This is a genomic window from Pseudomonas sp. 57B-090624 (assembly GCF_003234055.1).
GTDB classification, from domain to species: domain Bacteria; phylum Pseudomonadota; class Gammaproteobacteria; order Pseudomonadales; family Pseudomonadaceae; genus Metapseudomonas; species Metapseudomonas tohonis.
The window spans coordinates 1-11,894 of the sequence record NZ_QKRU01000021.1; the positions used below are offsets into that span (position 1 = coordinate 1).

10 protein-coding genes are annotated in these 11,894 nt (G+C 66.7%); 5 read left to right on the top strand and 5 right to left on the bottom strand.

Annotation, left to right across the window (positions count from 1 at the left end; translation table 11 throughout):
- The coding region (locus DMX10_RS12125) for a DUF1289 domain-containing protein (protein ID WP_111261305.1) at window positions 1-367 on the top strand (367 nt) is incomplete at its 5' end.
- A gap of 72 nt (window positions 368-439) precedes the next feature.
- Here the strand turns inward: DMX10_RS12125 and DMX10_RS12130 are convergent.
- Window positions 440-1,303: a universal stress protein gene (locus tag DMX10_RS12130; protein WP_111261306.1), complete on the bottom strand. Its 864-nt coding sequence runs from the start codon at window positions 1,301-1,303 to the stop codon at window positions 440-442.
- Window positions 1,304-1,519: 216 nt separating this feature from the next.
- Here DMX10_RS12130 and DMX10_RS12135 point away from each other — a divergent pair, with 216 nt between their 5' ends.
- Window positions 1,520-2,122, top strand: a complete 603-nt coding sequence (locus tag DMX10_RS12135) for a tRNA-(ms[2]io[6]A)-hydroxylase (protein ID WP_111261307.1) — start codon at window positions 1,520-1,522, stop codon at window positions 2,120-2,122.
- Window positions 2,123-2,179: 57 nt separating this feature from the next.
- Here DMX10_RS12135 and DMX10_RS12140 read toward each other — a convergent pair whose 3' ends face one another.
- The 3 genes from DMX10_RS12140 to DMX10_RS12150 form a co-directional block, all read right to left on the bottom strand.
- Window positions 2,180-3,517, bottom strand: coding sequence for an SPFH domain-containing protein (locus tag DMX10_RS12140; protein ID WP_021220290.1), 1,338 nt, complete (start codon window positions 3,515-3,517; stop codon window positions 2,180-2,182).
- Between the two features lie 103 nt (window positions 3,518-3,620).
- Window positions 3,621-4,343 carry a UDP-2,3-diacylglucosamine diphosphatase gene (gene lpxH / locus DMX10_RS12145; protein WP_111261308.1) on the bottom strand — a complete coding sequence of 241 codons (723 nt, stop codon included), beginning with the start codon at window positions 4,341-4,343 and terminating at the stop codon, window positions 3,621-3,623.
- On the bottom strand, window positions 4,340-4,834 hold the full coding sequence (locus tag DMX10_RS12150; protein WP_111261309.1) for a peptidylprolyl isomerase: 495 nt from the start codon (window positions 4,832-4,834) through the stop codon (window positions 4,340-4,342). Before DMX10_RS12150 ends, lpxH begins: the two co-directional genes overlap by 4 nt.
- Before the next feature lie 121 nt (window positions 4,835-4,955).
- Here DMX10_RS12150 and DMX10_RS12155 point away from each other — a divergent pair, with 121 nt between their 5' ends.
- From DMX10_RS12155 to bchE, 3 genes are all read left to right on the top strand, one after another.
- A complete protein-coding gene (locus DMX10_RS12155; RefSeq protein WP_021220287.1) occupies window positions 4,956-6,623 on the top strand; it encodes a glutamine--tRNA ligase/YqeY domain fusion protein in 1,668 nt (555 codons plus the stop codon).
- The gene (gene cysS, locus DMX10_RS12160; RefSeq protein WP_111261310.1) at window positions 6,623-8,008 is read left to right on the top strand and encodes a cysteine--tRNA ligase; all 1,386 of its coding nucleotides are present in this window, start codon (window positions 6,623-6,625) and stop codon (window positions 8,006-8,008) included. Before DMX10_RS12155 ends, cysS begins: the two co-directional genes overlap by 1 nt.
- Window positions 8,009-8,162: 154 nt before the next feature.
- Complete coding sequence (bchE, locus tag DMX10_RS12165) at window positions 8,163-9,689, top strand: magnesium-protoporphyrin IX monomethyl ester anaerobic oxidative cyclase (protein WP_111261311.1); 1,527 nt, start codon at window positions 8,163-8,165, stop codon at window positions 9,687-9,689.
- Between the two features lie 140 nt (window positions 9,690-9,829).
- On the opposite strand, the gene DMX10_RS12170 is transcribed toward bchE, so the two are convergent.
- Window positions 9,830-11,698 carry a sigma-54-dependent Fis family transcriptional regulator gene (locus DMX10_RS12170; protein WP_111261312.1) on the bottom strand — a complete coding sequence of 623 codons (1,869 nt, stop codon included), beginning with the start codon at window positions 11,696-11,698 and terminating at the stop codon, window positions 9,830-9,832.
- Window positions 11,699-11,894: the final 196 nt, after the last annotated feature.

Genomic DNA, 11,894 nt, shown 5'->3' on the forward strand with positions numbered 1-11,894 from the left:
CCTCTACAACGAGGAGGAAAAGCGCGCCGTCTGGCGGCGCCTGGAAATCCTCCTGGTGCAGGTGATGACCGCCAAGCTCGAGGTTTTCGACGAAGATCGCCTGAGAATGCAGCTCGAGCAACGCCAGGTCCGCTTCGTTCCCGAGCAGTCGCCCTATTGCTGGGCCTACCAGTTGATCGCCCGCGGCTCGCGCATGATCAATCGCCTGGATGCCTATGGCGTGGCGCTGCTGCCGGAGTTCCGCGGCTGGGCCTTGCCGGAGCTGCGCGAGGCCATCGATCGGGAGTTCTTCCTTCTGTCGGAAGCCCACTACGAGCGCTACATCGCCCCGCGTTTCCTGCTGGAAGGGATGGAGATCCGCGTCTGAGCGCATCCCCACCCTCGGTGAACGCCAGGCATGAAAAAGCCGCCCATCGGGGCGGCTTTTTCGTTCGGGGGTTCAGCGTTGGGCGACCAGTTCCTCCAGGTGGGCGATGATCTCGTCCGGCTTGAGCACCAGCACATCGCTTTCCAGGGAGTCCAGCACCACCTCGGCGGTGTTGCCGATCAGGGCACCGGAGATGCCGGTGCGGGCGACCGTGCCGATCACCGTAACCGCCGCCTTGAGCTTGTGGGCGACATGGGGGATGAGTACGTCGGCCGGCCCTTCCTCCACATGCAGGCGCTCGTCGCTGATGTCGAACTCTTCCTGGAAGGCCCGGCATTCGGCGCGGTAGCGCGCCTCGATGCTCTCCTTGAGCTGGAAGGTCGGGTCTGCCGCCGACAGCATCGGCGAGGGGTGGGCGCTGATCACGTGCAGGGTGCCCTTGGCCAGCCCGGCGATGTCATAGCCGTGGCTGATGATGCTGGCGTGCAGGGTGCGGTGCTCGCCATCGCTGTTGCCGACGTCCACCGCCGCCAGGATGACGCCGTTGGTCCAGGGCGAGTCGGTCTTGACCATCAGCACCGGACCGGGGCAGTAGCGCAGCAGTTTCCAGTCGTCCGGGGTGAGCAGGAAGCGCTTGAGCGGGTTGTCCGGCACATGCTGCTTGATCACCAGGCCGCAACCCTCGGCCTGCTGCACGGCGATCACGGTCTGGTGCAGGTTCTCGTTCCAGGCCTGCTGGGTGGTGACGCTGTAGCCTTCGCTGGCGAGCGAGCCGGACAGGTCGGCAAGGTAGGCGGCGTGGTCCGCCTTGCGGTCGCAGACCAGCAGGTGCAGGTGCGATTGAGTCACCCCGGCGATGAGCTTGGCGCGCTTGAGCGCCAGGCCGCCGGGGTGGTTCGGATCAACTACCACGAGGATGCTGCGGATGGCTTGCATGGTCGTGCTCTCCCTGGAAGACATATAGCTGGATCCACTGTAGCTGCCCTGGGCGCCCGGTGTTCTTGACATATATCAGTGCATCACGCTGGCTGCGCCCTGCAGCCCCCGTATAATGCTCCGCCATTGCCCGCCCGACCAGATCGCCATGCCTGCATCCGCCCTGTCCGCCGTTCCGTTTCCCCCCGTCATCGCCCGCCAGGGAGCACCACGTCCATGAACCTCCCGGAAATCCACGACTTCCTCGGCTGCCGCACGCCCTCGGCCTGGGTGGAGGCCGCGCTGGCGGACCAGGAAACCCTGCTGATCGATCACAAGAACAACGAGTTCAAGGCCGCCGCGACGGCCATGGCGTTGATGGCCAAGTACAGCCTGCACCTGGACCTGATCAACTTCATGTCGCGCCTGGCCCGTGAGGAGCTGGTCCACCACGAACAGGTCCTGCGCATCATGAAGAAGCGTCGCGTGCCGCTGCGCGCGGTATCCGCTGCGCGCTACGCCTCCGGCCTGCGCAAGGTGGTGCGCAACCACGAGCCGGCCAAGCTGGTGGACACCCTGGTGGTGGGGGCCTTCATCGAGGCGCGCTCCTGCGAGCGTTTCGAAGCCCTGGTGCCGCATCTGGACGAAGAGCTGGGCAAGTTCTACTTCGGCCTGCTGAAAAGCGAGGCGCGCCACTACCAGGGCTACCTGAAGCTGGCCTACCAGTACGGCGAGGCGGCGGACGTGGATGCGGTGATCGAGAAGGTGAGGGCGGTGGAGCGTGAGCTGATCGAGAGCCCGGACGAGGCGTTCCGCTTCCACAGCGGTGTGCCGGCCTGAGTCCGGCCTTAACTGAAAAGCGCCCCGAGGGGCGCTTTTTTTGTGGCCGGGGAGGGCTCAGTCCTTCACTTTCAGGTCCAGTGCCAGGTCGCGGGCGGCCTTGGTGGCGAGCACGCCCATCAACTGGCCGATCTCGTCCTGGCGACTGCTGGCGCCATTCTGCCCGGCACCCATCATCACGCTGGGGACCGGCGCCTGGGCGGCGGCCTCGGCCCAGACCTTGTTGATGGCGATCAGCGCGTCGAGCTTGGGCTGCAGCGCGCCGTCCGCCTTGATCACCGCTTCACGGGCATAGGCCTCGGCGTCGGCGGTGATCTTGGTGGCCTGGGCGGTGATGCTGGCCTTGTCACGCAGCAGCTCGGCGGTCTGCTTCTCGATCTCGGCGCGACCCTTCTCGCGTTCGGCGTTGATGCGCGCCAGCTGCTTCTCGGTCTCGGCCTGGGTGGTGCGCTCGATCTGGTCGCGCAGGGTTTCCTGGCGGCGGGCTTCCACTTCCTTCTCGCCGCGGGCGGTGACCAGCAGCTTCTCTTCCTCTTCCTTCAGGCGGTTCTGCCGGGCCACGGCCAGCTCGGCCAGGGCTTGCTGAACCTTGACCATGCGCTGCTTGTACTGCGGGTTGGGGTCGACGTTGGTGATGCGGGCCTCGACCACTTCGACGCCGTACTTGCGGAACTGCTGCTGCTTGCGCACCGGCATGCCCTTGGCGTCGATCACCTTCTCGGTGACGAACTGGCTGGCGTTGTTGTCGCCGAAGGTGCCCTGCTCGGTGCCGGCCTGGAGGATGGCGGTCTGCTGCGGCACGTGGCCACGCGGGCCGCGGACTTCCTTGCGCTTGATCAGGTAGAGGCCGTCGTTGAGCTGGTTCTCGAACTCGGCGGCGAATTCGCTGCGGGCGCCGGCGTAGAAGTCGTCGGCGGTCATCAGGGATGCGGTGGCCTGCAGGGTTTCCTTGATCGCCGGCACCAGCGCGGTGCGGATGAAGTTCTCCGGGTTGCGGTATTCCTGGGCGATCTTGAGGAACTGCTCGCCGCTGGGCAGGCGGAAGCGTGCGGAGGACTCGACCTTGGCGTCGACGTTGCCGAGGAAGACGATGGGGAAGGCCTCGATGGTAGCGCCGAGGGAGTCGTTGTCGCTGGTGTCGTCGATCTGGTTGAGCGCTTCGGTGAGCACCGACTGTACGCTCAGGGCCTTCTTCCAGGGGGTGGCGCGGCCGAACCACTTGGTGGCGTAGCCGACGTCGTCCACCACTTTCTCTTCGCCGAAGATGGTGCGCACATGGGTGGCGAAACCGGCTTCGTTGTAGAAGAAGATGCCGTTGAACAGCACGAAGGCGGCGGCCGTGCCGGCGACGGCGCCGACCAGGTACTTGATATAGGGGGAATCGCTGAACGGCATGGTCGCTCCTTGACGGGTACAGGTGAGCGGCGATGCTGCTGGCCGCGTGCCATCCCGTCAAGGACAGCTGGTGCGGCCTGCGGAGGAGTTCGCGTTGCGCGGCTCAGTCGAGGGCGAACGGTGCCTGGCGGAAGCCATTCTCGTCGACTTCCAGGGCCCAGCCCTGGCGATCCCAATCCCCGAGGACGATGCGCTGGGCGGGCAGGCCGCCGACCTGCAGTTCGTGCACGGCGGGGCGGTGGGTATGGCCGTGGATCAGGGTCGGCACGCCCTGTTCGGCCAGCAGGCGCGGGATCTCTTGCGGGGTGACGTCGGTGATCTCCGCCGCCTTCTGCCGGGTCTGCATGCGGCTCTCGCTGCGCAGCTTGCGCGCCAGCTTGTGGCGGGTGGCCAGCGGCAGGTGGCGCAGTATCCACAGCACGACGGGGTTGCGCAGGAAGCGCCGCATGCGCATGTAGGCCTCGTCGCGGGTGCACAGGCTGTCGCCGTGCATCAGCAGCACCGGGTGGCCGGCCAGCTCGACGCGGCTCGGGTCCGCCAGCAGGGTGCAGCCGGCCTCGCGGCAGAAGCGCGTGCCGATCATGAAGTCTCGGTTGCCGTGCATCAGGAAGATGCGCGTGCCGCCATCGGCCACCTGGCGCAGGGCCTGGGCGATGGAGCGCTGGAAGGGGGTCATGGCGTCGTCGCCGATCCAGGCCTCGAAGAAGTCACCCAGTATGTAGAGCGCTTCGGCCTGGCTGGCGCGGGTCTGCAGGAAACGAAGAAACGCCCGGGTGATGTCCGGGCGCTCCTCTTCAAGATGCAGATCGGAGATCAGCAGGATCACTCGACGATCTCGGCCTTCTCGATGATCACGTCCTCGACCGGTACGTCCTGGTGGCCGGACTTCATGGTGGTGGCCACGCCCTTGATCTTGTTGACCACGTCCATGCCTTCGGTCATTTCGCCGAATACGGCATAGCCCCAGCCCTGCACGGTCGGTGCGCTGTGGTTGAGGAAGCTGTTGTCGGCGACGTTGATGAAGAACTGCGCGGAGGCGGAGTGCGGCTCCATGGTGCGGGCCATGGCGACGGTGCCGACCTTGTTCGACAGGCCGTTGTTGGCCTCGTTCTTGATGGGGGCGCGGGTGGTCTTCTGCTTCATGCCCGGTTCGAAGCCGCCGCCCTGGATCATGAAGTTGGAGATCACGCGGTGGAAGACGGTGCCGTCGTAGTGGCCGGCCTTCACGTATTCCTTGAAGTTGGCCACGGTTTCCGGGGCTTTGTCTTCGAAGAGTTCCAGGGTGATGACGCCATGGTTGGTGTGCAGCTTGATCATTTCGGTATCCGCTCGGTCGAGAATTCGAAGGCCTGTCAGGGGGTTGACAGCTTCGGCTATGATAAGCGCTTTGATTTGACCGGCCTACCCTGTGCCGCGCACCCGTAGACCTAAGGATCCCATGAGCAAGCCTGAGACCCCCGCCGCCGCGAACTTCCTCCGCCCGATCGTCCAGGGTGACCTGGATGCCGGCAAGCACGCCAAGATCGTCACCCGCTTCCCGCCGGAGCCCAATGGCTACCTGCACATCGGCCACGCCAAGTCGATCTGCCTGAACTTCGGCCTGGCCCAGGAATTCGGCGGCGACTGCCACCTGCGCTTCGACGACACCAACCCGGCCAAGGAAGACCAGGAGTACATCGACGCCATCGAGAGCGACGTGAAGTGGCTGGGCTTCCAGTGGTCCGGCGAGGTGCGCTACGCCTCCAACTATTTCGACCAGCTGCACGCCTGGGCCATCGAGCTGATCAAGGCCGGCAAGGCCTTCGTCTGCGACCTCAACGCCGAGGAGATGCGCGAGTACCGCGGCAGCCTGCACGAGCCGGGCAGGAACAGCCCGTTCCGCGACCGCTCCGTCGAGGAGAACCTGGACCTGTTCGCCCGCATGAAGGCCGGTGAATTCCCGGACGGCGCCCGCTCCCTGCGCGCCAAGATCGACATGGCCTCGCCGAACATCAACCTGCGCGACCCGATCCTCTACCGCATCCGCCACGCCCATCACCACCAGACCGGCGACAAGTGGTGCATCTACCCCAGCTACGACTTCACCCACGGTCAGTCGGACGCCATCGAGGGCATCACCCACTCCATCTGCACCCTGGAGTTCGAGGACCATCGCCCGCTCTACGAGTGGTTCCTGGCCAACCTGCCGGTGCCGGCGCAGCCGCGCCAGTACGAGTTCTCGCGCCTGAACCTGAACTACACCATCACCAGCAAGCGCAAGCTCAAGCAACTGGTGGACGAAGGGCACGTCAGCGGCTGGGACGACCCGCGCATGTCGACGCTCTCCGGCTACCGTCGTCGCGGCTACACCCCGGAATCGATCCGCAACTTCTGCGAGATGGTCGGCGTCAACCGCGCCAGCGGCGTGGTCGACATCGGCATGCTGGAGTTCAGCATCCGTGACCACCTGGACGCCACCGCATCCCGTGCCATGTGCGTGCTCAAGCCGCTCAAGGTGGTCATCACCAACTACCCGGAAGGCCAGGTCGAGAACCTCGAACTGCCGCGCCACCCGAAGGAAGACCTCGGTGTACGTGCGCTGCCCTTCGCCCGCGAGATCTACATCGACGCCAGCGACTTCGAAGAAGTCCCGCCGGCCGGCTTCAAGCGCCTGATCCCCGGTGGTGAAGTGCGCCTGCGCGGCAGCTACGTGATCCGCGCCGACGAAGCCATCAAGGACGCCGCCGGCAACATCGTCGAGCTGCGCTGCTCCTACGACGAGAACACCCTCGGCAAGAACCCCGAAGGCCGCAAGGTCAAGGGCGTGATCCACTGGGTGCCGGCCGAGGCCAGTATCGAGTGCGAAGTGCGCCTCTACGACCGCCTGTTCCGTTCGCCGAACCCGGAGAAGTCGGAGGAGGGCGGCAGCTTCCTCGACAACATCAACCCCGAGTCGCTGGTGGTGCTCACCGGCTGCCGCGCCGAGCCGTCCCTGGCCAATGCGCAGCCCGAGGAGCGCTTCCAGTTCGAGCGCGAAGGTTACTTCGTCGCCGACATCAAGGATTCGCAGCCCGGCAAGCCGGTGTTCAACCGCACCGTCACCCTGCGTGATTCCTGGGGGCAATGATGGCGCTGTCGATCTACAACACCCTCACCAAGGTCAAGGAAGCCTTCCAGCCACTGGAAGGCAACAGCGTGCGCATGTACGTGTGCGGCATGACCGTGTACGACTTCTGCCACATCGGCCACGCCCGCGTGATGGTCGCCTTCGACGTGGTCACCCGCTGGCTGCGCGAGCGCGGCTATGACGTGACCTACGTGCGCAACATCACCGACATCGACGACAAGATCATCCGTCGCGCCCAGGAGAACGGCGAACCGTTCGAAGCCCTGGTCGACCGCATGATCGCCGCCATGCACGAGGACGAGGCGCGCCTCGCCGTGCTGCGCCCGGACATCGAGCCCCGCGCCACCGGCCACATCGGCGGCATGCACACGATGATCCAGACCCTGATCGACAAGGGCTTCGCCTACGCCCCCGGCAACGGCGACGTCTACTACCGCGTGGGCAGGTTCGAAGGCTACGGCAAGCTGTCCCGCCGTCGCATCGACGAGCTGAAGATCGGCGCGCGCATTGAGGTCGACGAATCCAAGGAAGACCCGCTGGACTTCGTGCTGTGGAAGGGCGCCAAGCCCGGCGAGCCGAGCTGGGAATCCCCCTGGGGCCCCGGCCGTCCCGGCTGGCACATCGAGTGCTCGGTGATGTCCACCTGCTGCCTGGGCGAGACCTTCGACATCCATGGCGGCGGCCCGGACCTGGTGTTCCCCCACCACGAGAACGAGATCGCCCAGAGCGAGGCGGCCACCGGCAAGCTCTACGCCAAGGCCTGGATGCATGCCGGCGCGGTGCGCGTGGACGGCGAGAAGATGTCCAAGTCCCTGGGCAACTTCTTCACCATCCGCGAGGTGCTGGAGAAGTACCACCCGGAAGTGGTGCGCTACCTGCTGGTTTCCAGCCACTACCGCAGCCCGATCAACTATTCCGAAGACAACCTCAAGGAAGCCAAGGGCGCGCTGGAACGCTTCTACACCGCCCTGCGCGGCCTGCCCGAGGCGCCCGCCGCCGAGGGCGAAGCCTTCGTCGAGCGCTTCAATGCCTCCATGGATGACGACTTCAACACCCCCGAAGCCGTCGCCGTGCTGTTCGACATGGCCCGCGAGGTCAACCGCCTGCGCGACACCGACACGGCTGCCGCAGCGGCCCTGGCGGCCCGTCTCAAGGCGCTGGGCGGCCTGCTCGGCCTGCTCCAGCTGGACCCGGACGCCTTCCTCCAGGCCGGCGCCACCGGCAAGGTCGATGCCGCCGAGGTCGAAGCCCTGATCCAGGCGCGCCTGCAGGCGCGCGCGGAGAAGAACTGGGCCGAGTCCGACCGCATCCGCGACCAGCTCACCGCCCTGGGCGTGGTGCTGGAAGACGGCAAGGGTGGCACCACCTGGCGCCTCGCCGAGTAGTCGCATGCGTCATGAACGAGGCCGCTTCCGAGCGGCCTTTTTCTTGGGCGCCGGAACCTTCATCGAAACTCCACGGCAATTCCATCTGCGGTCCACGCAGCCAGCACGGCGCGCGTGCATAAAGGCGTCCCGCCCCGAGCAAAAGGACGTCGCCGTGGACATCACCCTGATCAACCCGCCCCACACCGCCATCGGCAGTCGCATGCCCCGCGAGCACCTGCCGCCCCTGGGGCTGCTCGCCATCGGCGGGCCGCTGCTGGACGCGGGCTTCCACGTCTCGCTGCTGGATGCGGACCGCGAGGGACTGAGCGTCGCGCAGATCGTGGCGCGCATCCAGGCGACGGCGCCGGATGTGGTGATGCTCGGGCACTCCGGTTCCAGTTCGGCGCACCCGACGGTGGTGGACATCTGCCGCGCCCTCAAGGCCGTGCTGCCCGGGCTGGTCATCGTCTACGGCGGGGTGCACCCCAGCTATCACTGGGACGAGATCCTCCAGCAGGTGGCGGAAGTTGATTTCATCGTACGCGGGGAGGGCGAGCAGACCGCCCTCTCGCTGATGCAGGCGCTGGCGCAGGGGGGCTCGCCGCTGGAGGTCCACGGCATCGCCCTGCGCTACCTGGGCGAACCCTACGCCACGCCCGCTGCCGCCATGTTGCGCAACCTCGACGACTACCGTGTGGGCTGGGAGCTGATCGACCACGCCGACTACGCCTATTGGGGTGGCAAGCGGGCGGTGGTGGTGCAGTTCTCCCGGGGGTGTCCCTACCTGTGCAACTACTGCGGGCAGCGCGGGTTCTGGACCCGCTGGCGGCACCGCGACCCGGTGCGCCTGGCCCGGGAGCTGGCACGCCTGCACCGGGAGCAGGGCGTGGAGCTGATCAACTTCGCCGACGAGCTGCCCACCGGTTCGCGCAGGATGTGGAAGGCCTTCCTCGAGGCCCTGATCGCCGAGGACGTGCCGCTGCTGCTGGTGGGTTCCACCCGTGCCGGGGACATCGTCCGCGACGCCGACATCCTCCACCTGTACCGCAAGGCCGGGGTGATCCGCTTCCTGCTGGGCATCGAGAGCTACGACGAGGGCACCCTGGAGGCGATTCGCAAGGGCGGCACCACCCGCGAGGACCAGGAGGCGATCCGCCTGTTGCGCCAGCACGGCATCGTCTCCATGGCCACCTACGTGATCGGCTTCCAGGAGGAGACCGACCTGGACTACTGGCGCTCCCTGCGCCACCTGCTGCGCTACGACCCGGACCAGATCCAGCTGCTCTACGTCACCCCGCACCGCTGGACGCCCTTCTACGAGACGGCGGCGCAGCGCCGGGTGATCCAGACCGACACCCGCCGCTGGGACTACAAGCACCAGGTGCTGGCGGTGCAGCGTGTGCCGGCCTGGCGGGTGTTCCTCTGGTTCAAGGCCATCGAGGTCTGCATGCAGGCCCGCCCACGGGCGCTTGCCCGGCTGGTGTTCCATCCCGATGCCGACTTCCGTCATGCCATGCGCTGGTACACCCGCATCGGTCGGCGGGTCTGGTTCCACGAGGTGGCGGAGTTCCTCTTCGCCACCCGGCTGATGAAGATGGGGCCGACGCTCAGGGAGTTTTTCGGCGCCTCCCTGGTGGATCGCGAGTACCTGCTGGACAAGCGCAAGGGCCGTGCAGTGGAGGTGATTGCGCGGGGATGAGCGTCATGGCGCGCCGGGTGCGAGGCCCTGCCGTCGTGTGGAGCCCGGCATCGCTGTGGTGGGCAATCGCGCTTGAATCCGTTCCCACGAGGTCGCTGCCCCTGGGATTGTCCAAACCGTATCCGCGCGGTGCACCGGCATCAGCCGCCCGGATACAGGCCCTGTTCCCGCAGGCGCTTGTACAGGGTGTTGCGGCTGAGGTTGAGGCGCCGGGCGAGGTCGGAGATGTTGCCGCCGCAGGCCTGGAGCTGGGCGGCGAGGCTTTCGTCCGTTGGCTGCGCTGGCGTGGCGCCGGGGTTGGGCTGCGGGGCGTCTGGCAGGTCGGCGAAGAAGTCATCCGGCAGGTGCTCGCGGCGGATGGGGTGTTCCTCGGCCATGGCCAGGGCGACCTGGATCACGCTGCCGGCCTGGCGCAGGTTGCCGGGCCAGGGGTGGGCCATGAACAGCTCCAGCACGTCGCGGCTGAAGCCGGCCCATTGGCGCGGCTCGCGGTGCTGTTCCCAGAGGCGGCGGAACAGTTCGCCACGGTCGCTGCGTTCGCGCAGGGGCGGCAGTTCGAGGTTGAGGCCGCTGACACGGTAGTAGAGGTCCTGGCGGAACAGCCCGGCGTCCACATCCTGGCGCAGCGGGCGGTTGGTGGCCGACACCAGGCGGATGTCCACCGGGTAGGGCTCGCCGCCGCCGAGCGGCTGCACGCTGCGTTCCTGCAGCACCCGCAGCAGGCGGGCCTGGACGTTGAGGGGCATGTCGCCGATCTCGTCGAGGAACAGGGTGCCCTGGTGCGCCTTGCGGATCAGGCCGACGCTGCCCTTCTGGTTGGCGCCGGTGAAGGCGCCCTTTTCGTAACCGAACAGCTCCGACTCCACCAGTTCGGCCGGGATGGCCGCGCAGTTCACCGCCACCAGCGCCTTGCCGGCGCGGGAACTGGCCTGGTGCAGGGCCTTGACGAACACCTCCTTGCCGACGCCGGTTTCGCCCTGGATGAGGATGGGGATGTCCTTTTCCAGCAACCGTTGTGCCTGTTGCACCACGCGGTCGACGCGGGCATCGCCGAGGCTGATGGCGCCCAGGGCCAGCTCGCCGGTCGGCGCTTCGCCCGATGCGGCCGGGGCCGGGCGGAAGTCGCGGGCCTCGATGCGCGGCTTGCGCGGGCGCAGCAGGCGGCCGTGGAAGCGGTAGCGGCCGGCGGCGCGAAGCGGGAATGGCAGGTTGTCCGGTTGCGCCAGCAACTGCGGCAGGCTGAGGTCGAACAGGCTCTCGATGTTCATCCACGACAGGCCGATGCCCAGCAGCGAGTCGGCGCGGCGGTTGGCCGAGACCACCTGGCCGGCCTCGTCGAACACCAGCAGCCCGGCCCACTGGCTGTCGAGGTTGTCCAGGCTGGTATTGAAGCTGAGCTGGAAGTAGTCGTCCTTGAAGCGCCCGAGGATCAGCCGGTTCTCCACCGACTGGCTCATCATCTTGACCATGCCCAGGGTGTGCGAGGGCGGCAGGTAGCTGTCGCTGGAGACGTCGAGCACGCCGATCATCTGCCGCGTGGCGTCGAAGATCGGCGAGGCGGAGCCGGTCATGAAGCGGTTGGCCTTGAGGAAATGCTCGTCGCGCTGGATGTGCACGGCCTGGCCGCAGGCCAGCGCGGTGCCGATGGCGTTGGTGCCGGTGGTGCGCTCCTGCCACAGGGCGCCGGCGACGAAGCCGGCAGCCTGGGAGGGTTCGACGAAGCGGCGGTCGCCCCAAGACTGCAGCAGCTGGCCCCGGCTGTCGGCGAGCATGATCAGGCAGTTGGAGTTGGCGAGGATGTTTTCGTAATAGGGCAGGACCTCCTGGTGGGTGGTCTGCACCAGGAAGTGCCGGCTTTCCAGCAACGCCGAGACGTCGCCCGCAGCCGCGTCGCCGAAGCTCGGCCGGCTCTGGTGGGTAAGGCCGAAGTCGCGGCAACGGTTCCACGAGTCGCGGACGATCGCATCGTGGTTCGGCGCCGGGGCGGGCGCCTGGGCAGGAGTGGCCATGTGAGCCTCGCAGCGTTCTTGTTGTTATGGGGCATTCGCTCTGCGGCGATCCGAGCAGTGTTGTTCATGACTGTTCAAAGTCAACGCCCGAGATGTTCAGTTGTTCACATTCGAATGTTCAATTCTGTTCAAGTGAACATCCCTGCGGGGCGCTGATTGGGCTCTAAGTTCTTATAAATCAACGGGATGAAGTGGG